The sequence below is a fragment of the Paenibacillus sp. FSL R5-0744 genome, from assembly GCF_037972555.1.
Classification (GTDB): domain Bacteria; phylum Bacillota; class Bacilli; order Paenibacillales; family Paenibacillaceae; genus Paenibacillus_AQ.
The window spans coordinates 6279013-6301528 of sequence record NZ_CP150228.1; the positions used below are offsets into that span (position 1 = coordinate 6279013).

The following is a 22516-nucleotide window of genomic DNA, read 5'->3' on the forward strand; positions in this document are numbered from 1 at the left end:
CTTTCGAGATACCCTTTTGCTATGATTATTATTTTTGTTTAGCGCGCACTGGATCGCGGAACATATATTTTAAGAGTGGTGGTGTTACAAGTGTAGTTACAATGACAACAATAATTACGGAAGTAAAATACTGCTGCTGCAACAATCCGCTTTGCAGACCTGTTGCCGCGATGATCAATGCAACCTCACCCCGCGAAATCATCCCTGAACCAATAATAAGCGATGAATGGTTATTAAATCCTGTAAGACGCGCCCCCAGGCCGCCACCAAACAACTTGGTCAGAATGGCAATCACCGTCAACAAGAGGACGAATCCTAGTTGACTGCCAACCCCTTCAAAGGAAACATTAAGTCCGATACTGACAAAGAAGACCGGAACAAAAATCGAATAGGCGATAGGCTCAAGCTTAGATTCCACAGTGTGCTTAAAGGAGGTTTGTGAAATAGCAATCCCAGCTGCAAAAGCACCGATGATGCCTGCCATCCCCATAATTTCAGCAAAATACGCGAACGCAAAGCAAATCATTAGCGCCGCTGCAATAACAGCCTCTGTCACCTTTAACGGAGCCATCCATTTCATAACCCGCGGCACAACGAACCAACCCACAACAAGCGCTACAGCGAAGAACAACACTTTTTTCGTAATTAAAAGACCAATGGACACTGATTCTCCTGTGCCGAAAAAGCTCATTAATACAGCGAGCAAAATAACAACCAGAATATCATCGACTACAGCGGCTCCCAGAATGGTAGAACCTTCACGTGTATTCAACTTATTCATATCCTTCAGTACCTGAACCGATATGCTGACTGAAGTTGCACTAAGAATGACACCCATAAACATAGCATTATGATAAGCAAAACCAAACATTTCTCCGATGGCGAATCCACCTAGAAAAGGTAAAATAATACCTCCGACGGCTACTGCGAAAGCTGACTTCCAGTTCTTGCGCAGTTGATCCAGATCAGTCTCAAGCCCTGCTATAAACATTAACAATAGAACACCGATCTCCGAAAAATAATGAATAAACTCTCCATTTTGAATCCAACCCAGTACCGCAGGACCCAGTATGATACCGACAATTAGCTTACCCAGTACCGACGGTTGTCCCAGTCGTACAGATAAATCACCAGCTAGCTTGGTGAATAGTATAATCAGCATAAGATATAGAACAAACTCCATGTTTCATCCACTCCCTTGTTGTATATAAGAACTGCCAACTAGGGACATCTCCAAGCCAAAAAAAGACAAAGAGGAGCCCTTGTTGACAGGCTCCTCCAAAAAACAAAAAATTATTCAATTAAACAATATTAAATATATTATAACCGTAATATAAAAGACTGTAAACAAGATACGCCGATATTTTACCTTATGCAAATTTTAGTTAATAAAGAATCAGCTTCACTATTTTAGATAGAACACTTCACGTAAAGGCAACATTGGCACCTCATCATTGAAATCAAATGACCCTTCAACCATCTTTGAAGTAATGGCATTCCATCGGTTGCAGGCGTCACTTTTAGCAATGTAATCGAAAGCCGCTTCCGTATCCTCACATTCAAAGCAATAAAAAAATTGATTACCATTCTGAAAGATGGAGTAGTTAGAAATACCAGCTTTACTGTGCTCCTCCAAAACTTCTGGCCAAGGATTTAAATGCATCGCTACATACTCTTCCAGACATTCTTCCTTCACCCGCCATGTCCAAGCCAATTTATTGCTGCTCATCTGTTCATCCTCCTAGAAATGTCCTCTATTGTACATAATAAGAATCAAATACATTTGATACCTATTATTGTACCTGAAGGTAACAGCCCAAGCTATGAATATCTAGCCTTATGCTTTCTAAGCATTAATTCCAGCTTCACTTGGGCGGAGAATGGCAGAACCAATCGCCAGTAGCACAGCAGCCATAAGACCTAAGATGGCAAAGGGTAACCACAACTCATTCCAGCCCCCACCGGTTGCAGCGATGTCGACCGCTTGGATGGCCCATTTTTGCGGAACAAAGTTAGCCGCCTTCTGCATATAGTCCGGCATAATGGATAAAGGCCAAAAGCAGCCGCCAAGCATACAAGTCGGTGTGATAATAAGGGAATTCAGCATACCAGCATTATTAGGATTACGAATTAATCCTGCCACTGTACTCGCGATCCCCATAGACACCAGCATAAATGCCGCAAGAACAAGGAAATATAGATAGATTGGAACTTCATAATCATAGTGCAGCACCCAGCGACCTAAGGCGAGCACTACGACGATCTGAATCAGTCCGACCATGAAGCTACCCAGAAAATTACCAATAGCAATCTCGTAAGAACGAACCGGAGCACTGAACATTCGCATCATCGTCCGGCCTTTCCGATCATCCATAATCAGAGACACAGAGCTCGTGACCAGGCTCATGAGAAACATTAGCGTTAAGCCCGTAACGACTCCCAGTCCCTCCCGAGGATATAGATTATAATCAGTTCGAATGCTGCCAATACTGTGCTGTTCCGCTCTTTGCATAACCGTAGTAAATTGTGCGTCAACGTCCTTAGATCCGTTATTAACTGCCCCTATGATCGCGGCCGTACTCCTCATTTCATCAGCAATTGTACTCGCTTTTAATTTAATCATAACGGAAGTTTCATTCGTCTTCAGCTCATACACACTAATTTGTGGCTCTTCTCCAGCAAGTAGTGCCGAAGTGAAGCCTGCTGGAATTAGAATCCCCGCTTCTCCATTCTGATCGACTACGCCTTCTCTTAAAGCAGTCTCGTCAGTCTTTTCTACAAATTTATATTCTCCGGAATTCTTTAGTTCAGTGAGCAAATGCTTACCTGCTGCCCCGTTATCCATATTCGAATACAGCACAACAGCTGGGTTCTCTCCCATCGTTCCAGTAACGGAAACAATACCTGCAAGTACAATACAAGGAAGCAGAATATAGATGAGCACCCCCTTCCTAGTACCAATGGTTCGTTTCACCATGTTCCAGGCAATCGTTAAGATTTTATCCATGATAACCCACCTTCCGGTACGAAATAGCCGCTGCACTGAACAACACTAGGCAGATCAGCGATAACACTCCCAAATTCGGCATAATTTGCGATACATCGGCATGTAACATCATTTTCAGAATAGCCTGCATTGCCCAATGATTAATCGTAAACGCCCCTATAGAGTTCACCCACGATTCTGGAAGTGGTGCCATTCCCCCGCTAATGAAGGTCATGCTTACAGTGAGTACCGTAACCACACTTCTTGCGCTTGCTCCAGTCTTGCTGAACATAGAAATAACGATAGATAAGGTCATCGAAGCCACAATCATCAGCAAGCAAAATAGGAGTAACAAGCCCGGGCGATTTCCCCAATTCACACCGAACAGCACATTCGTCAGAATAATAATCGCTGCGCACTGTACTATACTTACAACACCCACACCAAGCATTTTGCCAATAAACAGTTCTGAGCCTTTGACTGGCATTGAATTTATCCGGAAAAGGGTATGATTTTCTTTTTCATTAAAAAGAGAAGTACATACCGTCAAGCCGCTATACAGCAAAAACATCAGCATCATGGATACCGCATAGAACTGGGAAGAAGTATATGAATATCCTCCCTCGCTCAGTTCTCCAAGCTTTACGGAAGGCTCATTACTGGTGGAACTAGGTGCCATAACGTTCAAAGCTTCTGGACCCAGTGTCATCGCCACAGACTGTTTATAATTAAGATTCCTCAGAAAATTATCGAAGACCGTCCCTGCCACCCTGTTATCTGTACTTTTTTGGCCCAGTATAAATTCCAGCTGTGCGGCTTCACCGCTCTGTACCTTACTATCAAAGCCTGGAGGAACAACAACCGCATAACCATATTTTCCTGTTCGCAGACCGCTTTCTGCCGCCTCTCGACTACCCACCATAACCGGAGTAATGATATCCTTAAGCTCTGTTGACTTCAAAAAGCTATCCATCATCGCCGAGCTCTCATAGCCCTCACCAGAAAGATTAACAACGGCCACTCGCACAACATCAATAGTAGTGGAGCCTTTGTCACCAACGACACCGGAGAGCGAAGCACCTAAGAGAAAGATCAATAACAGGGGCAGCAAAAACATATTTAATATCATAGAACGTGAGCTAAATAGTCTTCGCAGCTCATAGATCATAATCGTCCAAGTATTCATCAGAATAATCCCCCCTTTAATCTCTTAAGGTCCTTCCGGTCAAGTTTAGAAACAACGTCTCCAGATCAGGTTCTTCAATATTTAGCGAGCCGATAATCCCCTTATGCTTGGCAAAAATAAAAAGGATGTCCTGTAGCTCCCCTTGTGAAGAAGGCAGATACAGCTCGACTACTTCATCCTTTGCTTCTACGCGTCTAATTCTAGGGTGAAGCGTCAGCTCCTGAACAAGCTCCGGTGTGATATTAGCAGCTTTAATGACGATTTTTTCTTCCTTGGCAACGCGTTCTCGCAGTTCTTTTTCCGTGCCGCAAGCAATGATATGCCCTTTATCCATAATGGCTACTCGATCGCAAATGGCCGCAACCTCCTCCATATAGTGACTGGTATAAATAATCGTTGAACCGAGTCGATTGAGCTCCTTAACCGATTCAAGAATATGATTACGAGATTGCGGATCAATCCCCACCGTAGGTTCATCCATAATAATCAGCTTGGGACGATGCATAATAGCACAGGCAATATTCAGACGTCTTTTCATCCCTCCGGAAAAGGTTGAGGGTTTCTCTTTAGCTCGATCGCTAAGGCCTGTGAACGCAAGAGCCTCATCTACCCGTTCCTTCAAGAGCTTGCCACGCAAACCATACAATCTTCCGAAAAAGGTAACGTTATCCGCCGCTGTCATCGTGTCGTATAAGGCTAATTCCTGTGGAACCAAACCAATTCTTTTCTTCACCTCAAGTGATTTCGAGGACACGGGCAGACCGTCGATAACAATGTCTCCCCCGTCAATCTTAAGCAAGCCGCAGATCATACTGATCGTTGTACTTTTACCCGCTCCGTTTGGGCCTAGCAAGCCAAAGATTTCTCCTTCTTCTATCGTCATGTTCACATGATCTACAGTTAATTTACCTTCATATCGTTTCACCACATCGGTCAATACGGCGATTGCCATCCGTTCATCTCTCCTGTCGTTTGCGTTTCTATATTTCCAATTTTAGCTTAAAGTGAATATTCACGGAGGTACGAAAGGTCATCTTTTGAAGGTGACTTAAGTCATCTCCTGAAGAAGTAGGCGAATATGCTAAGATTAGAAGAAACTCTATAAAGGATGTCTTAGGTGTGACTAGAGAACTGACCCTATTGCGATACCTACTCATCATAATTCCTGCTTGTATTAGCATTTACATCTACCCATATGCCGACTATGGAATCTTCACGTTGCATATTCTGATGCTTCTATTCCTTGTGGTCATGGTGCCAAAGCTACCCCGTTCCTTTCATGCCTTAATAAGCATTGTGGAAATACTGTTCACTGCCTGGTTATGTTACCAGTACGGCAGCATAATGATTTTCCCGGCCATTTCAGCATTACTTTATTATTCTAGACTTCAGCCCCAAGCAGTACCTCTCGTGTTTACGGTTGTGCATCTGATTACCTTGAACATAGCGCTCTGGGATTCTCCAAAGCTTATAATCACATTCATCAATATTACTTTTCTGCTCATCGCCTATCTCAACGAATTGTTACAGAGGGCGGGTCGGGGCCGTGAGAACACCCTCAATCTTTACGATGAGCTGCGAAAAAAGCATTTCGAGCTGGATGAAGCCCGCAACCGACTGCTGGAGTTTAACGCCCAAATAGAAGATGCAGCCCAGTCCAAAGAACGGGTTCGTATCTCCCGCCAGCTCCATGATGATATCGGCCACCGCCTCATCCGCATTAAAATGATGATGGAAGCCGCGCTACTCACCTTACCCACCTCCCCTGAAAGCGGAATGCAGATGATGGAGCTCATTCGAGATCAATTGTCAGCCAGCATGGACGATATGCGCTCTGCAGTGAAGCGTATCAACTATACGCCACAATTAGAGGGAGCTTATGCGTTAGACCGGCTGCTAGAAGAGATCGGCCGCGATACGGGAATCGAGACCTCATACCAAGTGCATGGGATACCTTACCCGCTATATCCTAGTATTCAGGTGATCTTGTATAAGAACGCCCGAGAAGCCATAACCAATGCCCTACGTCACGGAAATGCAACTGCGATTTCGATTAAAGTCGACTTTAGTGATACTGGAGTTACGATGGAGGTCAGCAACAACGGGACGCTTCCCGAAGGCAATAAACTAACCAAACTGCCGGAAAGTGGAGGGGTCGGGATGAAAGGAATGTTCGAACGAACACATCTGATCGGCGGAACCTTGGAATGGCGGCAGGAGCCTCAATTCACCATTGTTACGCGGTTGCCCATTTATAAGCAGGGAGAGATTGTATAGGCAACGTAGGACTTGAAGCAAAAAAGAAATCTATATTATGAAGAAGGAGCCACGCTAATGATTAAGGTGATGATTGTAGATGACGATCCTTTTATTCGTCAAAGTCTGCAAGTACTGATAGGGATGGACCCCGATATTGAAGTGATCGGAACTGCAAGTGACGGAAACGAGGCCTTGAATTTGCTCCAAGCGGGAGATATGGCGGATGTGATTCTGATGGATATTCGGATGCCAGGCTGCGGTGGTGTTGAAGGGACAGAGAAAATTAAGCAGGCTTTTCCTCAGGTTTCGATACTGATGCTAACTACCTTCGATGACGATGAGTATATCATTGAGGCGTTGCGGAACGGTGCCAGTGGATATTTGCTCAAAAACATACCGCCTGACCGTATCATACAAGGTGTCAAAACAGTTAATGAAGGCAACATGCTAATCCACCCTGATATCGCGCGCAAACTAACCACATTTCTACAGCCCGCGGCCCGTCCTGAATCTCCACAGGTACAGCCACTGGAATCTTTCGGACTGACCAAAATGGAATTGGCCGTTGTCGCCTCTATCGCTGAGGGGCATACCAACAAAGAAATCGCCGGACAGCTGTTTCTTAGCGAGGGTACGGTCAAAAATTACATAACGGATATTCTAAGTAAATTAGAGCTGCGAGATCGTACGCAAATCGCTATTTTCTATTTGAAGGGTGGGCGTGGATAGAAGTTCTACAAAAAAGCCCGGACTCTATTTCCAGAGTCCGGGCTTGACTTTAGTTATCCTTCCGCTGATTCCTTCTTGACTTCAGTAGCTTTGTTCCGTTTGAGTCGGCCGTTCGGAAGATGCCGGCTGCGAGTACCTGTCTTCATCGCGATGATGCTGAAGATGCTGGAAGGCTTCGCCTCCGCAGTAACCGCTCCATCTGTCTCCGGTACCAGAATGATGCCGAGCTGATGATGGTCCCCGTCGTAGATCGGGCTCTGTAGGTATTTGCTCTCCCCTTCACGGTTCTGCACCTCCAGCTTGCAGAACGCTGGATTCATGCGCAGCGCCTCATGTAGCTGCGCGGCATCGGTCAACAGGACCCCGTTGACCTTCAGTAAAATCTCGCCGGGCAGGATGCCCAGCTCCTGTCCGGGACTGCCCGGCAGCACGGCCAGCACCTTGCGGCCGCGCGGTGGATGCACGAAGATGGGGCTGATGCTGCGCTCTTCCAAAGCGCTGTACCAGCTTAACCCTTCGTGCAGCACCATCGCTGCGAGCGCCGCGAGCAGGGTCAGCGGGCTCCACCAAGCGGCAAGCAGGCTTAAGCCGAGCAGGACGATGCTGTACATCAGCAGCCGTCCTGAAGTGCGGGCCGCCTTGCGCCCGGGCAGCATGCCCTGCGTCATCTCGCTGAAGCCGATGATAACGGGCAAAGAGACAATGCCAAGCCCGCCGCCCAGCAGCGGCTGCCATGGCAGATCCGTTCCTGCCCCCGAAGGGATCAGCAGGAACAGCGGCAGCGGCCAGAAAGCCTGCAGCTGATAGCCGCCGACAACCATGCCGCGCTTGCCCTTCAAGAAGAGGGGCGTCGCAAGCTTCGCCCCTTGCCAGCGGGCCAGCAGCGCCTCCGCCATGTGCAGTAGCGCAGCTAGCACTAGCAATGCGGGAATATCCATCTCCCGTATGGCTGTTGTAATATTCCCGATCGTTCCGCTATGTAAGGCATCCGGAAAGAAAGACAGTACAAATTGAATCACACCTAGTAAACCTATAGAATAAGCGAAGCACAAATACCGTACACGCAATAGCGATAACACTATACTGACTACCCAAATGCAGGCCACAGCTGTACCTGATAAGGATACTCCTAACAATATGGCTGCAATAGAAACCACTAGTCCCATCACCAGCCCGCTCCACACCGTTCGCCACGTTTCTTGACCCCAGCTATGTAACTTCACATGAATTAGCTTACGTTCTAATGCCACCTGCCGACGGTAATACAACGCAATAAATATAATAGCAATATAGTAATATGGCTGGATCAATAAGTGTAAGAACGCAGTGCCCAAGCTGCCTAACCATTCCTGAATCACATTCAAACTGTTCGTCACACTCCTTCCTACTCTACCAAAAAACTTTCATGAACCCCTGTTCACATACCAGAATGAAATTGTTCATCCCTCTTATTCATTCATACCTTTCACTTTGGCTAGATCAGAGAAAGCCTGTAAAAGTGCAGCATTTTGTACAGATATCCTCTTCATTAGGAGCGAATACTGCAAATGTACAGGAATAACCTCACTTATAGCTCGAAAGCTCCCCATGGAGCAAGTATTACTGCAGATTCGCAGGAATTATCGCTTCGGCCATCTTCGTACCATAAAAAAATGTATTATTGCAGGTTTATTCGAGGGTTATCCTTACTAAGTAGTCAACCATCAGCAGCTTTAAGCTACACCATGCGTGTGCTATACCCTTGATCGATTCTTATATTTAGAAAAAAAGAAGGCTGAATTCAGCCTTCTTACTTTTTCGACGCTGCCGCCTTAATTTCCTTCTGAATCTCAGCAATCCCTCTATTCCGTTGGTTGTCGTTGGCAGGGTCCTGGATCACTTTGATCAGTGCCACCTCCAGCGCCTCCGCAGTCTTGGCATCAATCATGCCTGTGACTTGAAGTTTCGCTTCACTCTGGAATTTCTTCACTGCATTCTTAGTGCCAGTATCGAAATAGCCATCTTTGCGACCAGGCTTGTAGCCTAAGCCATCCAGCATCGTCTGTGCACTCTTTACATCACCGTTGTTCATGTTATATTGCAGCGTCACGCTCTTGTTAATCGGAGCCACTGAGAAGTAATCCGGCTGCGCTACCGCGATATCCGGTTTAATTCCCTTGCCGTGGATCCATGTGCCGTCCGGTGTAAGCCATTTAGCAATGGTAACCTTCAGCAAGCTGCCATCTCCAAGCTGTTTATCAAAGCTTGTCTGCACTGTGCCTTTACCAAATGAATTATCACCTATTAGCTTGGCTCCCGCTGACTGCTGCAAGGCACCCGCCAATATTTCCGAGGCGCTCGCGCTACCTTTATTCATTAGCACTACCACTGGATAAGCCTTGCTAGTTCCCTTGGAGGTGCTAACTTCGCGTTTTTTATCTTTGTATTCTATTTGAACTATGTTTTTACCAGCTGGAATGAACTCTTCAGCCATCTCAATAACAATCGGGAGGACACCGCCTGGATCATTACGGACATCAATGACCAATCCCTTCATGCCTTGCTTCTCTAGCTTCCCAAGCTCTTCCTTGAATCGTTCTGCAGTATTTAGGGAGAACTGAGTGACCTCGATTACCCCTACACCGTCTTTTTCCATAGTTGAGTATACCGTCTCAAGCTTCACATCATCCCGAGTAAGAGCGAACTCTAGAGGCTCTACAGAGCCGGAACGCTGTATTTTCAAAGTAGCCTTACTGCCTTTAGGTCCGCGTATCTTCGCAACAGCAGCATTTAGATCCATGCCTTCTAGCGATTCTCCGTTAACGGACAAAATGACATCTTTAGCCTGAATTCCTGCTTTTTCAGCAGGTGAACCCTTGATTGGGGAGACCACGACTACTTTACCGTTATCCGAAGAGACTTCTGCACCGATACCTGAAAAGGAACCCTCAATACTCTCTTCAAATTTCTCAGCAGTTTCTTTACCCATATAGTTGGAATAGGGATCGCCTAGCGCTTCCATCATACCGTTGACAGCACCATCTATCAGCTTCTCCCGATCTACCGTCTCGTAGTAATTGCTCTCAATCAAACTGAGCGCAGTCCCAAGCTTCTGGGATTCCTTCTGCTGTAGACCTGCAACCTGCAACGCAGAGGCTAATCCTTGTCCTGCAGCTTGTCCAAAGACATGAGTATAACCCGTCACGCCCAAGGTTACTAAACTACCGCATAGCAGGGCGGCGATAATCATAAACGCCGCGGTGCTTTTTTTTAACATGATGTTCCCACCGTCCCTTCTTGTCCATCTTGTAACCAACATCCTAAGTCCGTCCTGAAAGGTACGGTATCTCTTCCAGTATATGCCGTACAATCAAATAATATGAGTTATAAGTTCGTTAAAAATTAGAGATAAGGCATAGGATTTACAATCTTACCGTCAATCCGTACTTCGAAGTGAAGGTGGGGACCCGTTGAATTACCTGTGGAACCTGATTCAGCAACCACATCTCCGCGATTGACTTTATCCCCGGCACTAACTCTAAGACCGCCTTTACGTATATGTCCGTAGAGCGTCCAAACTCCGCCTCCATGATCAATAATTACACAATATCCGTAGCCGCTCCACCATTCAGCCAAGATAACCGTTCCGGAATCCGCCGCATGAATATTGGTTCCTTGTGGAACCGCAAAATCGACGCCGGTGTGTACTTTCCCCTTCTCACCCGTGATTGGATGTGTCCGTGGTCCATAAGGGGATGAGATTCTTGCGGATCCTACAGGAAGTAGAAACGGCCCATCTCCACCTGAATATCCCGTATCACTAGAACTGGAGCTAGAACTACTGCTTCCCTTACTAGCTGCAGCTGCAGCCTTCTTGGCAGCCGCCGCAGCTCTACGAGCCGCTTCCGCCTTAGCCGCTGCTGCTCTGCGAGCGGCTTCCTCCGCCTTAATCTTATCCTTTTGCGTTTCCAGCGCAGAGCGTTCGCTTGCCAGTTTGACTAGCTTTTCATTCTGCTCTTCACTTAAATCATCACTTTCTTGAATTTGCTTATCATAGAATGCGATAAGCTCCTGTTTCTCAGCTTCTTTCTCCTTCAGCAAACTTCTCTGTTGTTCCAAAGAAGTATACAGCTGCTTGGCTTGAGCATATTGCCCTTCAAGCTCTTGTTTCTTCTCTATCACCGTCTGCTTGTCCAGCTTATGTTGAACTAACAGCTCCTGATCCTGATCGACAATCATCTTAAGTGAATCCGCGCGATCCAGAAAATCAGCAAAGCTTGTCGAGGAGAGCAAAACATCCAAGTAAGAAACCGCTCCATCGGTATACATTAATCGAACACGGGATCCTAAGACTTCCTCTCTAGAGGCGACTCGTGCTTCTGCTTTATCCAATTCCGTTGCCGTAACATTCAGAGATTGTTCTGTATCGGAAATTTGGGTAGAGATTTCGGTCATTTTGCCCTTAACTTGATCCACTTGCTGTAAGACATACTGCAGATTGAGATTCGTCTTATTCTTATAATGCTGTGCTTCCTGCGTTTGGGACGCCGCTTTCTCCTGCTGCGCCTTAGCTTCCTGCACCTCTTTTTGCAGCTGCTTTAGCTGCTTATCGATTTCGGCAACACTTGTTTTTTTGGCATATCCATCAGAGGGCTGGAATATAGTGACAGCTAGTAACATTACGGCTAGTCCGGCAGCAATCTTCTTCAACTTGCACTCCCCATCCTTCACTTTTTAATATTAAACTTTCAAGAACCTACGAATAGAAACCGTACTTCCCCAGACGCCGATCAGCACGCCTAGTCCAACTAGTACACCGACGACCAGCATCCAAATATTATCGAACGGAATTAGCTGCAATTGGAGCATAGGATCTCCCTGTACGGTTGATTCCAAAGTGCTGTAACCCAAATACAAGACAACGGAGGTAATGAGCGATCCGATCAGACCGATCAATGCCCCTTCTATAAAGAAAGGCCAGCGAATAAAATAATTTGTCGCGCCTACGAGCTTCATAATGCCAATCTCCTTACGACGAGCAAGTATCGTAACCCGAATCGTATTAGAGATGAGGAACATAGACATGAGCCCCAGACCTGCTACAAAAATAAAACCAATGTTTCTTACAGCGCGTGTTATTTTGAACAAGGTTTCTATCGAGCCCTTGCCATATTTTACTTTGTAAATGGGCTGATCAGTATGTGTCTTGTTGAGTGCTTCAATCTTCTCAGCCACAAATGATACTGTAGTAGGTTCGACAACTTCTACCTTAAGCGTATCTGGGAGAGGGTTATTGTCTTCATCGAACCCTTCCAGAAGCTCAGCCGCGTCCTCACCCATATCTGCACGGAGATCTTTAAGTCCTTGATCCTTGGAGATGAACGTAATCTTGCTGACCTCCGGCATATTGCCAATTTCAGTCTGCAAAGTCTCACGCAACTTCTGATCTACATTTAGTGCCAAATGAACATTAATCTGTACCTGGCTGTCTGCCTCATCCGCTACAGCATTCACATTAAGAACAAGAAGAATAAATACACCTAGGACAAAAAGAGAGACGACGATGGAAGTGATCGAAGCAATCGACATCCATCCATTACGGAATACGCTTTTGAAGCCTTCCCGCAAGTGTCGCAAGAAGGTCTTAAAACTCATAGCCATATTCCCCTCTCGCCTGGTCTCTCACAATGTTTCCGTTCTCAATCGCAAGCACCCGCTTGCGCATTTTATTCACGATATCTCTATTATGGGTAGCCATTACAATTGTTGTTCCACGAAAATTAATTTCGTCCAGCAGCTGCATAATGCCCCATGAAGTCTCAGGGTCCAAGTTACCTGTAGGCTCGTCCGCAATAATAACAGATGGGTTATTAACAATAGCCCGAGCAATTGCAATACGCTGCTGTTCTCCACCTGAGAGCTGTGAGGGCTCACGATTTGCTTTATTTTTGAGTCCAACCAGATCGAGAACTTCATTCACACGTTTCTTGATGACCTTCTTCGGGGCTTCAATAACTTCCATGGCAAAAGCAATATTCTCATACGCTGTCATCCTTGGTAATAACCGAAAGTCTTGAAACACAACGCCGATATTACGGCGCACATATGGGATTTTACGTTGTTTAAGCTTCCCTATGTTAAAGCCTCCCACAGAAATTTGACCTTTAGTTGGCACTTCTTCTCTATAAATCAATTTCATAAAAGTAGATTTACCCGCGCCGGATGGACCGACAACATACACAAATTCATTGCGGTCAATTTTTACTGAAACTCCTTGCAGTGCGTGAGTTCCGTTAGGGTACGTCTTCCATACATCTTGCATTTCAATCATTTTCTCACTTCCCAATTATGACATTTTCCACTTGTGTGAATCGACAGGGTACAGCTTAAGTTTCCATAAACTTCAATATTTCCGCAATGTATCTATTGTAACAAATCTGTAACCGATTGAGTACCCCGTAACTGCCCCACTATTCGAAAGTTTTGTAATGTCTGTACATATACATATAAAAAGCACCTACTGTGCCGCTCGCAGAAGCCATCCAGGAAGGAGATTATTCATGAAAAAAATCCATCTTACCCTCATAATAGTCATTGCACTCATTCTTATCGGCTCATTAATCTATGGGGGACTTCAACTATATGGCCATAAAAACACGCTTCCAAAAGGTACAACCCTTGCCGGATGGGAGGTGGGCGGGCTGAATATCTCAGAGGTACGTTCCGAACTGGAGAAAAAGCTACAGGCACTTGAATCTATCCCCCTTGTGTTGCAGGTCGAAGGGAATTCTGAGCTTACCCTCAAGCTTAAACAAGCTGGAATGACCTATGAAGCCGCTGCTTTTGAGCAAGGTCTACAAGATCTTACGGAAGGGCGGCTATGGGATCGTGTCAAAGCCCGCTACAGCTTCCCCCAGAATTGGAGTCTTGAAGCCCATCTGGATATTGCTCAATTACAGACCATTCTAAGTCCCGCTTGGGAGAGAGAATCCTTCGGTGATCCAGTAGATGCTACGCGGCGAATTACCGGGGATGATCGTGTAGTGTATACGCCTGAGAAGACTTCCCTTGAGGTAGACTGGACAGGAATGGTGACCTCACTATGGGCCGCTGCCCCCACTCGTTTTAGTCGTCTACTCTCGCTGCAAGAGAAGGGGATTACTTTGGAAGTTCCATTAACCATATTACAACCGGACATCACTCTAAACGCTCTAAAGGAGCAAGGTATTGAGCGAAAAATCATGCAATTCAGCACCTCTCTCGGAGCAAGTGGACCTGGACGAATCTACAACGTCGAATCAGCAGCCAAAGCTGTGAACGGAACCGTGCTCCCACCTGGAGCCGTTTTTGACTATGGCAAAGCTATTGAAAAAGCAAAAATAGAATACGGCTTCCGCGAAGCGCCAGTCATTGTGAACGGTAAGCTACAAGCCGGCGTCGGCGGCGGAATCTGCCAAGTTTCCAGTACGCTGTACAATGCCGCTTTGCGCACCGGACTGGAGATTGTGGAGCGCCGCAATCACTCCTTGCCGGTCAACTATCTACCCAAAGGTCAGGATGCCACCTTCGCAGAAGGCTATATCAACTTCCGTTTTCGCAATACGACTGGCAAATATCTAGTCATTAAAGCGGCTGTGCAAGGCCGATCACTAACGATCAAGCTCTTCGGTACTTTTCCGAAAAATGTTACATATAAGGTCCATTCACAAATCGTAGAGGTGCTGCCTCCAGTCGACAAGTACGTAAACGACCCTTCCCTCCCCCGTGGAGGCTCACGCGTTATACAAAATGGGAAGACCGGATATGTTGTTGAGACTTACAGCACCCGGTTTGTTGACGGTAAATCCACTGAGGTAAAGAAATTATCCCGTGACGTGTATTACGCACAAAAACGGTTAATCGCCATCAATCGTGGAGGCGTAAGTAAATCTGTTATTCCAGAAGCACCTAGAAAGCAGTTGGTAGAGGATGGCGTTCGAAGTGAATAGATTACCTACAAAAAAAACGGTCAGACCTCGTGAGGTTCTGACCGTTTTTGCTTGTGCATCTATTTTACCTGCAGATGACCTTTCTCGCCTTTAAAATTTACGATTCGGGGGTACATTAGAAATAGATCTATAATCAGAAAGGATGAACACCATGTCAACAGCTCTTGTAAATGATCTCTCTAATATTGTCCGCAGTGCACCTGCTATTTTTGCCTCACGTACTTGCAGAGAAGCCCTTCGCGTAATGTTCCAGCACCCAGAATCCAAATGCATCGTCGTCTGTAACGCCACGAATGAACCGCTTGGATTGTTAATGTGCGACCGTTTCTTTTTAAAAGCCACGGGAAGATCAGGAGTAGATCTGTTCTACAAAGAACCTGCCATGAAGCTTATGAACAAGACACCACTGGTCTATGACATCTCCACTCCACTTGAGACCGTATTAGCTACTGCAATGAATCGCCCAGAACCTATGAAGAATGACTGTGTCATTATTACCCGTAAAGGCAAATTCGCAGGTGTTGTTTATATCTCTGACCTGAAGCGCTGTTAGTTGTAGCCCTTCCCCTTTTCATTCCTCTCCTGCCTACCCATTTCCTCAAAAAAGAATATCCGGCGACGTGTCGATTCTCCAGTATCCCTCCACTTTCTTCAGCTTCACATACACCGACTCACTACTTTGCTGCGCATCTGGATAAGGAACAGTCAGTTCAAATTCAGCGGTTGTCGCAGTTTTGGAGAGCATGCGGGCGGTGGCTTTTTCATACATTAATAAATTGCCTACATCTGCATTAACCTGCGACATTCTTCCGTTATACTCCAAAAATTGAGTCTGCACATAATATGCCGCTGCATTGTGAGTGTAGGCTTTTTTTATGTAATTCATCAGCTTCGTCTTTGTGCCAATGTCACTGGAAAGATAACGGTACTCCTGCGCTTTATACGTGAAGGTTTCTATCGGGAAGATGTTTCCGCCTCGATTACTATAGAAATAAAGAGCTCTTGCATGGACTACCAGCGGTATGATACTTTTCACCGTCAAATTATTGATGGTAGCAGGGCCCTCTTTCCCAGGCGCAGACACAGCCACCTTCTTGATTGCCGTACTTCCTGCTGACGGTGAAGCTGCCATAGCTCCTCCACTTGCTGAGATCAGGCCTATGGAAAGGGCCAACGAACCAATCATCCACTTTTTGTTCATTCGGAATTCCTCCTTTTTGATCTGAAAAATACAGGCGATAGCCACTGTTCCAGCTTATGCACCCCGCAAGCTAAAATACCCAATAAACAGAGGAATGAATACGCATTTATATTTTATAGTAAAGAAAAAAATCCACCCTCCTGATTTACAGGAAAAGTGGAGTCGTGAAATAGTGTTATTACAACGGTTAGAGATCTAATTCGAAGATGGAGTAACAACCTCATAATAAGCTGTGAAAGCTACGTTAGCAGTCAAGATACTTTCAGGACTATCCTTTGATCGCTCTTCATAGGATTGCTGGAAATTAAACGAGTCTACATTCACGATACGCGCCAGCATTTGTAGCTCATCCATCCACTGCCGTATGCTTGTGTAGGTGCCCTCTACTACAGCAGTCATTTTAACTTGTTTGACCGTCGGGAACAGCACTTCAGCCGAACCAGTCATTTGCTGAATCGGATTAGCCTCATCCAAAATAAAGCTGACATCCTTTAAGCGTGCCTGTGAGGACATCCCAACCGCTCGTAGATCATCAATCAAGCCTTCGCTGTCATCGCCTTTCGGGAGCGCTGCCAGAAGTTCCTGTTGTTCGGAATCTAAAGAAGTAGCGCTGCTTTTTAGTTCATTAATTTTAGTTTGAAGAATCTCTGCTTCTTTTTCCAGCTGTCTGATCTCGGCGTTCTGTGCAGATATTTCTTTATTTGTCGGTTGAACACCCAGCATATAAAAGGCAAACAGCATCAAGAACAAAATCAATACACCCAGTACGATTGGAGAGCGATACTTATTGAACTGTTCCATCGCTGTTCACCTCCTCTTGGCTTGCATCCGTTCCATTTGTCTGTTGATTATTTGCTAATAAGTTTACTTTATAAATGGCTGTATACATATTTAAGGAAGTGGCTGCATTCGTTGGCCCCGCACTCTGATCCACAGTTCCTTCGTTCAGCTTCGAAATAGAAGCATCCACTGTAAAGGACATCTGACGCAGTTGTCTTAAATAATTAGAGGCATCTACCATAGTAGGTACATTTACAGTCAGGTCAATCGATGTCCGGTAGGTGTAGTTAATGTCACGGAGAAAAGAATCCGGTGGCAACCCTTCGACTAATTCATCTAGTATGGGAACAGCAATCACCTTATTGTTCTGAATCTCTGCGATTGCCGTCTTCCGATCTAACTGCCCAGGTCCGCTGTTCTTAAGCTTCCCAAGCTCTACCTGCAGCATTAAACTGCGATCCTGTAAGCCTTGCAGCTCCTCTTTACCATTAGAGATTTGACCCTTATTAGCCGAAAAATAAATCCCCGTCCCAATCGTTCCCACCAGCCAGATCGCCACAAGACCCATGGTCACATAGGGGAATAATAACGTCTCCCGATCTTCTCTCGGCAATAGGTCAATCGTGTCCACGCTGATGATGCTTTTTAGAGCTGTCCCCGCTGCTACTCGGTAATCATTTAACTCAAGATCAGATACAGTATCTTTACCCATCTGGTCTAGGCTTATCGGTGTAATGTCGAGTTCTGCCAGCGACTGCTGAAGCTCTAGATCTAGCTGTTTACGAATGGATGGGACACCTGTTATAACTAAGTTTTTGATACGAGTCGAGCCATCGTGCAAGCTATATTGGTAGAAGCTGAGCATCCTCGAGATTTCCGCAGTGATCTCCACCATTTGTTCCGGTGATAATTGTTCTTCCACAGCAACTGCTGTTTCTGCCAAAACTTCACTGTCTGCCATAAATTCCAATGCCGCAACATTTCGACCTTTATGCAGATCAAGCAAGTTAATCGTACGAATGAACACCGGATTCCCGTTTCTGAACATATAAACGTCCATGACGGATGGCTCTAGATTAATCAACATCGTTTCCGCAAAGCTTTCCCCATGTGCAGTTGCTATACTTCGCGCCAAGGCGGTTGCCGAAATTTCAACACTGCTTATTCGTAAACCCGCACGCTCCAAAATCTCTACATAATCCTGTATCGATTTCCGCGGAGCGGCAAATACGAGCAAATGGCTATGTTCCTCATCCACTTCGAGCGTCACATAGTCGTAAACAGGATTTTCAAATGGCAAATGCAGCCCCGTCTCCACTTCGAGCTTTACGAGCTGTTCAACCTGCTTATCGTTGGTACTTGGGATACTCATTTTGCGGATAATGATCTGCGAAGGTGGAATCGACAAGGAAACCTTGCTGCCCCTTAACCCTTCCTTCCTCACCCACTGCCTAACCCGATCATAAAGCGCCTCGCTATCCGCCACCTGATTCTCAATGATCATACCTGGAAGGAGCGGGAGATATCGTTTTTTGCGGACTTCCCATGACTGTTTATTCTTAAAACTAATATAACGGATTCCGGTAGCTTCAATTGAAAGCCCGGCCACTTTAGGGCCTAATCCAAGCATATGTCGATGTCCTCCTATCCGATGAGCGAGAGATATGCGCCAATGATGTCTGAACCATATCCGTAACTAATTAAAGCCCCTATTGCTAACCATGGACCAAAAGGAACCGGTTGTTTGCGTTTGATGATTCCGAGCAGCATTAGCAGTCCTCCGACCACACTTCCAAGCAGACAAGCCATCAGAAAAGCCAAAATCACATTAGGAAATCCGATGACCAAGCCCAGCAGCGCAAATAGCTTCACATCCCCGGCACCCATCCCTCCTAACAGAACAAAGGGGATAAGAGCCCCTCCCCCAAGCACAGCTCCCAGCAAGTGATGCCATAACGGCCCCTCTGGATAGAGCAATACAAGAATGAGCAGTATCGGCAAAAAGAATAGCAATACCCTGTTCGGAATCAGCATGTACTTCAAATCCGCAACCGTCACAATAACCGCTAAACTCACAAACACGAACCCGAGGATTCCCTTACCTGTCAGCCCAAACTGCAAGTACACCCATAGAAAAAGCAAACCCGTTGCAGCTTCTCCTAGCGGGTATAAAGGCGACACCCTTGTGCCGCAATAACGACACTTGCCTCCTGATAGCAGATAGCTTATCACCGGAAACAAATCCCGCCCCTTTAGCCGCGTATTGCAGTTCGGGCAATGTGACGGTGGATTAAGCAAGGATTCCTTAGCTGGCACCCGTAGTGCCACTACGTTATAGAAGGAGCCTAGAATCAGTCCCAGTAATGTGATGTAACTTGCGATGAATATCGTCATGGATGTCCTCTGTTGGCTTTCTGGATTTTAAAAAAGGAATCGGGAAGTCCGATTCCTAAAAAGTAAAATTAACTTTTTCTATTTTGATTTTTCAGACTTAAGGACATCACCTACAACAAAAGTATGAGCTACCGCTGCTGGGGCTGTTCCTCCTGATGGAGTACTTCCAGTAGTACTTAGAGAAAGGGCTGTTAATACACCATCAGTAAAGGTGACCGTTCCTGCGGTAATTGTATGTTTATTACTAGGTAACAGTAGATTAGGCTCTAGATAATGGCCTGTTATTAAATCAGCAACTGTAACACTAACTGTTGTGCCAGTTGCTGTAGTGTCAGAGTCAAATGCCCCATTTAGCTCTGAAGTAATATACATACGGGTTGCATCATAAACTTGACGAGCAGTAGCAACATCTGCATCCTCTTTTGTATTATTAATAATCCCACCAATCATCGGTATCGCAATAACCGCAATAATCCCCAAAATAACGATAACCGCCAATAGCTCAATCAGCGTAAACCCCTTTTGATTTTCCTCTTTGCTCAATCTTCTCTTAATCGCTTGTGTTAACATTTTATTTCCCCCTCTAAGTGGTGTGTGATGGTACAGCCTATATCTTTTATTTCCATGAATCCCGCTACAGTACTGATCCTTCCATGTCTAACGCTAGCAAAGGATCTGCAACCCTGCCCCGCCTCCCCAGCGTCACCCCTCTCAATATCTTCAAGGAACCGCAAGGTTCACATATTGCCATACAGACTGAACATCGGCAGCATAATAGCGGCCACAATCACACCTACAACACCTGCTAGGAAAGCAATCAACAATGGTTCAAGCAGTGACTTCAAACGATCAACAGTATTTTCTACGTCCATCTCATAGAAGTCAGCAACCTTAGATAACATCGTATCGAGTGCCCCCGTCTCTTCACCGATCGCAATCATCTGTGTAACTAGCGGCGGGAAGACCCAGGCTTTTTTCAAAGGTTCAGATAATGGATTTCCTTGTCGCAGCGAGTCTCCTGCACTACGGATAAATCCCCCAATGACCTTATTTCCTGCTACCTCTTCTACAATCACCAAAGATTGCAGGATCGGAACTGAGCTGGCATATAGAGATGAAAAAGTTCGCGTAAACTGAGCAATCGAGCCTTTTTGATTCAGCTTGCCAAACACCGGAATCTTCAGCTTGGCATAATCGAGTGCGTAGGCTCCCTTTTCCGTGCGTTTTGTAATCTGAAAAGCTATCACTAGGAGGAGAACTCCGAGTATCCAGAAATACCATTGACCTTGAATGCTTTTACTAAGTGCCAATACCATCTTTGTAATCGCCGGAAGCTCTGCATTCATCGATTCGAACATCGTTACAAACTGTGGAACAATCGCCCAGAGGAGGTATATAACCGCTCCAATCGCCATCACCCCGACGGTAATCGGGTAAGTGAGCGCAGATTTGATTTTCTCCGTCGTGGAATGCTGCTTCTCAAAAAACATCGCCAGTCTGTCGAGCGTCCCCTCAATATCACCTGATTCCTCACCGGCACGGATCATGCTGACGAATAGCTGCGGGAAGATTTTTTTATGATCCTGAACGGCTTGTGAGAACGATATCCCACGCATCAGGCTGGAGTTAACATCTACTAGCGCTTTGCGTAGAGGCTTACTCTCAGTCTGCTCCGCCAAAATACGCGTTGCATCTACAATCGACACTCCAGCACGCATAAGCGTGGCAAACTGCCTACAATAAATAATGAAATGAAGCGGTTTGACCGGATTACCGATATAAATATCCATCGATAGAATCGTTGTTTTGCGTTCGATCAGCGAGAATACCGTAAGGCCCCGTTTGCGTAACTCCTCCATTGCCGTGGGTTTATCTGTTGCGGTTAGCTTTCCTTTAATGGACTTGCCTGCGGTTGTCTTTACTTGATATTCAAAAAGAGGCATCAGCTACTCACCTCCGTCATAAACGCCTTAGCTGCTACTGGTTCAATGAACCCCTGTGATAAATACTCACGGATACTCATGTCCAACGTATGCATGCCTTGCGAGCGTCCGGTTTGCATCACATTTTTAATCTGATGTGTCTTTTCGGTACGAATGAGATTGGCTACGGCAGGTGTATTCACTAAGATCTCTGTTGCACATATCCGCCCCCGTCCTCCAGCTCTTGGAAACAAGCGCTGACTGACAACTGCCAGTAATACTGAGGCTAGCTGTGAACGGATCTGCCCCTGCTGATGACCCGGAAAAGCGTCAATAATTCGATCAATTGTCTGTGGTGCGTCTGTTGTATGTAAGGTTGCCATCACAAGATGACCTGTTTCCGCGGCAGTAACTGCTGCTGTAATGGTCTCCAAATCCCGCATCTCTCCAACGAGAATAACATCCGGATCCTGACGTAATGCAGAACGTAGTCCGCTCGCAAAGCTAGCTGTGTCGCTGCCTACTTCACGTTGATCTACCAGACAGGTTCCATGACTATGCAGAAATTCTATAGGATCTTCAAGTGTCACAATATGCTTACTTTCGGTCTTGTTAATGTAATTCAGCATAGCTGCTAACGTAGAGGATTTACCGCTGCCCGTAGGCCCTGTAACTAATATCAAACCTTGTGGTTTAAGTGACAAAGTGGACAAAATCGGAGGCATCGACAGTTGTTCTAGACTCGGAATCTCTGCAGGAATGGCTCGGGCAGCAATACTAATCTCACCCCGCTGACGATAGACATTCAACCGAAATCTTACGCCGCCATCCAGCGGATAAGAGAAATCCACCTCACCTGCATTCCGAAACACTTCGTTTCGTTCACTGCCAAGCAGCGCTTCTGCCATTTCTGCCGCTTCATGACCTGTTACTGGTGCACCCTCAAGTGGGTGAAGCATTCCATCCATGCGTATCACCGGAGGCGAGCCTACAGAGATATGTAAGTCGGAAGCTTTGGAGGAGTATGCCGTCTGCAAAAGCTGTCTAATATCCCGCGTATACGTTGGCATCGGCTGCTCCCCCTATTTTTAA

Annotated in this window: 21 protein-coding genes; 4 read left to right on the top strand and 17 right to left on the bottom strand. The window is 45.9% G+C overall.

What is annotated here, in order from left to right; genetic code table 11:
* Positions 1 to 28: 28 nt before the first annotated feature.
* The 5 genes from MKY19_RS27895 to MKY19_RS27915 all read right to left on the bottom strand — a co-directional run bounded on the left by MKY19_RS27895 (position 29) and on the right by MKY19_RS27915 (position 5124).
* Positions 29 to 1183 carry a cation:proton antiporter gene (locus MKY19_RS27895; protein WP_042192295.1) on the bottom strand — a complete coding sequence of 385 codons (1155 nt, stop codon included), beginning with the start codon at positions 1181 to 1183 and terminating at the stop codon, positions 29 to 31.
* A gap of 222 nt (positions 1184 to 1405) precedes the next feature.
* Positions 1406 to 1729, bottom strand: coding sequence for an L-rhamnose mutarotase (locus MKY19_RS27900; RefSeq protein ID WP_042192298.1), 324 nt, complete (start codon positions 1727 to 1729; stop codon positions 1406 to 1408).
* A 117-nt stretch (positions 1730 to 1846) separates the two neighbouring features.
* Positions 1847 to 3007, bottom strand: coding sequence for an ABC transporter permease (locus MKY19_RS27905; protein WP_076285708.1), 1161 nt, complete (start codon positions 3005 to 3007; stop codon positions 1847 to 1849).
* The gene (locus tag MKY19_RS27910; protein ID WP_339243701.1) at positions 3000 to 4172 is read right to left on the bottom strand and encodes an ABC transporter permease; all 1173 of its coding nucleotides are present in this window, start codon (positions 4170 to 4172) and stop codon (positions 3000 to 3002) included. Before MKY19_RS27910 ends, MKY19_RS27905 begins: the two co-directional genes overlap by 8 nt.
* A 16-nt stretch (positions 4173 to 4188) precedes the next feature.
* Positions 4189 to 5124, bottom strand: a complete 936-nt coding sequence (locus tag MKY19_RS27915; RefSeq protein WP_076297871.1) for an ABC transporter ATP-binding protein — start codon at positions 5122 to 5124, stop codon at positions 4189 to 4191.
* A gap of 167 nt (positions 5125 to 5291) precedes the next feature.
* On the opposite strand from MKY19_RS27915, the gene MKY19_RS27920 reads away from it, so the two are divergent.
* Positions 5292 to 6449, top strand: a complete 1158-nt coding sequence (locus tag MKY19_RS27920) for a sensor histidine kinase (RefSeq protein ID WP_042192307.1) — start codon at positions 5292 to 5294, stop codon at positions 6447 to 6449.
* Between the two features lie 57 nt (positions 6450 to 6506).
* Positions 6507 to 7160, top strand: coding sequence for a response regulator transcription factor (locus tag MKY19_RS27925; RefSeq protein ID WP_339799010.1), 654 nt, complete (start codon positions 6507 to 6509; stop codon positions 7158 to 7160).
* Positions 7161 to 7213: 53 nt separating this feature from the next.
* Here MKY19_RS27925 and MKY19_RS27930 read toward each other — a convergent pair whose 3' ends face one another.
* From MKY19_RS27930 to ftsE, 5 genes are all read right to left on the bottom strand, one after another.
* A complete protein-coding gene (locus MKY19_RS27930; RefSeq protein WP_339799013.1) occupies positions 7214 to 8098 on the bottom strand; it encodes a PDZ domain-containing protein in 885 nt (294 codons plus the stop codon).
* An 851-nt stretch (positions 8099 to 8949) separates the two neighbouring features.
* Positions 8950 to 10416, bottom strand: a complete 1467-nt coding sequence (locus MKY19_RS27935) for a S41 family peptidase (protein ID WP_339799016.1) — start codon at positions 10414 to 10416, stop codon at positions 8950 to 8952.
* Positions 10417 to 10541: 125 nt separating this feature from the next.
* Positions 10542 to 11849 (bottom strand): M23 family metallopeptidase, encoded by a 1308-nt coding sequence (locus MKY19_RS27940; RefSeq protein WP_042192315.1) that lies wholly within the window; start codon positions 11847 to 11849, stop codon positions 10542 to 10544.
* A gap of 30 nt (positions 11850 to 11879) precedes the next feature.
* A complete protein-coding gene (gene ftsX / locus MKY19_RS27945) occupies positions 11880 to 12794 on the bottom strand; it encodes a permease-like cell division protein FtsX (protein ID WP_042192317.1) in 915 nt (304 codons plus the stop codon).
* Entirely contained in the window at positions 12784 to 13470 is a 687-nt protein-coding gene (gene ftsE / locus MKY19_RS27950) for a cell division ATP-binding protein FtsE (RefSeq protein WP_042192319.1), read from the bottom strand. Before ftsE ends, ftsX begins: the two co-directional genes overlap by 11 nt.
* Before the next feature lie 229 nt (positions 13471 to 13699).
* On the opposite strand from ftsE, the gene MKY19_RS27955 reads away from it, so the two are divergent.
* Positions 13700 to 15127: a VanW family protein gene (locus tag MKY19_RS27955; RefSeq protein ID WP_339799020.1), complete on the top strand. Its 1428-nt coding sequence runs from the start codon at positions 13700 to 13702 to the stop codon at positions 15125 to 15127.
* 151 nt (positions 15128 to 15278) lie between these two features.
* Positions 15279 to 15680: a CBS domain-containing protein gene (locus MKY19_RS27960; protein ID WP_339267497.1), complete on the top strand. Its 402-nt coding sequence runs from the start codon at positions 15279 to 15281 to the stop codon at positions 15678 to 15680.
* A gap of 45 nt (positions 15681 to 15725) precedes the next feature.
* Here the strand turns inward: MKY19_RS27960 and MKY19_RS27965 are convergent, their stop codons facing one another.
* The 7 genes from MKY19_RS27965 to MKY19_RS27995 all read right to left on the bottom strand — a co-directional run bounded on the left by MKY19_RS27965 (position 15726) and on the right by MKY19_RS27995 (position 22494).
* Positions 15726 to 16328, bottom strand: coding sequence for a DL-endopeptidase inhibitor IseA family protein (locus MKY19_RS27965; protein WP_339267499.1), 603 nt, complete (start codon positions 16326 to 16328; stop codon positions 15726 to 15728).
* Positions 16329 to 16523: 195 nt separating this feature from the next.
* Positions 16524 to 17129 carry a type 4a pilus biogenesis protein PilO gene (gene pilO, locus MKY19_RS27970; RefSeq protein ID WP_339799024.1) on the bottom strand — a complete coding sequence of 202 codons (606 nt, stop codon included), beginning with the start codon at positions 17127 to 17129 and terminating at the stop codon, positions 16524 to 16526.
* Positions 17113 to 18738 carry a pilus assembly protein PilM gene (gene pilM, locus MKY19_RS27975; protein WP_339799026.1) on the bottom strand — a complete coding sequence of 542 codons (1626 nt, stop codon included), beginning with the start codon at positions 18736 to 18738 and terminating at the stop codon, positions 17113 to 17115. Before pilM ends, pilO begins: the two co-directional genes overlap by 17 nt.
* A 14-nt stretch (positions 18739 to 18752) precedes the next feature.
* Positions 18753 to 19502, bottom strand: coding sequence for a prepilin peptidase (locus MKY19_RS27980; protein WP_339799028.1), 750 nt, complete (start codon positions 19500 to 19502; stop codon positions 18753 to 18755).
* A gap of 78 nt (positions 19503 to 19580) precedes the next feature.
* Positions 19581 to 20072 carry a type II secretion system protein gene (locus MKY19_RS27985; protein WP_339799031.1) on the bottom strand — a complete coding sequence of 164 codons (492 nt, stop codon included), beginning with the start codon at positions 20070 to 20072 and terminating at the stop codon, positions 19581 to 19583.
* Positions 20073 to 20239: 167 nt separating this feature from the next.
* Complete coding sequence (locus MKY19_RS27990; RefSeq protein WP_076119116.1) at positions 20240 to 21445, bottom strand: type II secretion system F family protein; 1206 nt, start codon at positions 21443 to 21445, stop codon at positions 20240 to 20242.
* A complete protein-coding gene (locus MKY19_RS27995) occupies positions 21445 to 22494 on the bottom strand; it encodes a type IV pilus twitching motility protein PilT (RefSeq protein ID WP_149645301.1) in 1050 nt (349 codons plus the stop codon). The genes MKY19_RS27990 and MKY19_RS27995 overlap by 1 nt, the downstream gene beginning before the upstream one ends.
* Positions 22495 to 22516 lie beyond the last annotated feature (22 nt).

What these genes read in the sequence shown, in the direction of transcription:
- MKY19_RS27895 (WP_042192295.1), bottom strand. Translation starts at nt 1,183, where the DNA reads ATGGAGTTTGTTCTATATCTTATGCTGATTATACTATTCACCAAGCTA.
- MKY19_RS27900 (WP_042192298.1), bottom strand. Translation starts at nt 1,729, where the DNA reads ATGAGCAGCAATAAATTGGCTTGGACATGGCGGGTGAAGGAAGAATGT.
- MKY19_RS27905 (WP_076285708.1), bottom strand. Translation starts at nt 3,007, where the DNA reads ATGGATAAAATCTTAACGATTGCCTGGAACATGGTGAAACGAACCATT.
- MKY19_RS27910 (WP_339243701.1), bottom strand. Translation starts at nt 4,172, where the DNA reads ATGAATACTTGGACGATTATGATCTATGAGCTGCGAAGACTATTTAGC.
- MKY19_RS27915 (WP_076297871.1), bottom strand. Translation starts at nt 5,124, where the DNA reads ATGGCAATCGCCGTATTGACCGATGTGGTGAAACGATATGAAGGTAAA.
- MKY19_RS27925 (WP_339799010.1), top strand. Translation starts at nt 6,507, where the DNA reads ATGATTAAGGTGATGATTGTAGATGACGATCCTTTTATTCGTCAAAGT.
- MKY19_RS27930 (WP_339799013.1), bottom strand. Translation starts at nt 8,098, where the DNA reads ATGGATATTCCCGCATTGCTAGTGCTAGCTGCGCTACTGCACATGGCG.
- MKY19_RS27935 (WP_339799016.1), bottom strand. Translation starts at nt 10,416, where the DNA reads ATGTTAAAAAAAAGCACCGCGGCGTTTATGATTATCGCCGCCCTGCTA.
- ftsX (WP_042192317.1), bottom strand. Translation starts at nt 12,794, where the DNA reads ATGAGTTTTAAGACCTTCTTGCGACACTTGCGGGAAGGCTTCAAAAGC.
- ftsE (WP_042192319.1), bottom strand. Translation starts at nt 13,470, where the DNA reads ATGATTGAAATGCAAGATGTATGGAAGACGTACCCTAACGGAACTCAC.
- MKY19_RS27955 (WP_339799020.1), top strand. Translation starts at nt 13,700, where the DNA reads ATGAAAAAAATCCATCTTACCCTCATAATAGTCATTGCACTCATTCTT.
- MKY19_RS27960 (WP_339267497.1), top strand. Translation starts at nt 15,279, where the DNA reads ATGTCAACAGCTCTTGTAAATGATCTCTCTAATATTGTCCGCAGTGCA.
- MKY19_RS27965 (WP_339267499.1), bottom strand. Translation starts at nt 16,328, where the DNA reads ATGAACAAAAAGTGGATGATTGGTTCGTTGGCCCTTTCCATAGGCCTG.
- pilO (WP_339799024.1), bottom strand. Translation starts at nt 17,129, where the DNA reads ATGGAACAGTTCAATAAGTATCGCTCTCCAATCGTACTGGGTGTATTG.
- pilM (WP_339799026.1), bottom strand. Translation starts at nt 18,738, where the DNA reads ATGCTTGGATTAGGCCCTAAAGTGGCCGGGCTTTCAATTGAAGCTACC.
- MKY19_RS27980 (WP_339799028.1), bottom strand. Translation starts at nt 19,502, where the DNA reads ATGACGATATTCATCGCAAGTTACATCACATTACTGGGACTGATTCTA.
- MKY19_RS27985 (WP_339799031.1), bottom strand. Translation starts at nt 20,072, where the DNA reads ATGTTAACACAAGCGATTAAGAGAAGATTGAGCAAAGAGGAAAATCAA.
- MKY19_RS27990 (WP_076119116.1), bottom strand. Translation starts at nt 21,445, where the DNA reads ATGCCTCTTTTTGAATATCAAGTAAAGACAACCGCAGGCAAGTCCATT.
- MKY19_RS27995 (WP_149645301.1), bottom strand. Translation starts at nt 22,494, where the DNA reads ATGCCAACGTATACGCGGGATATTAGACAGCTTTTGCAGACGGCATAC.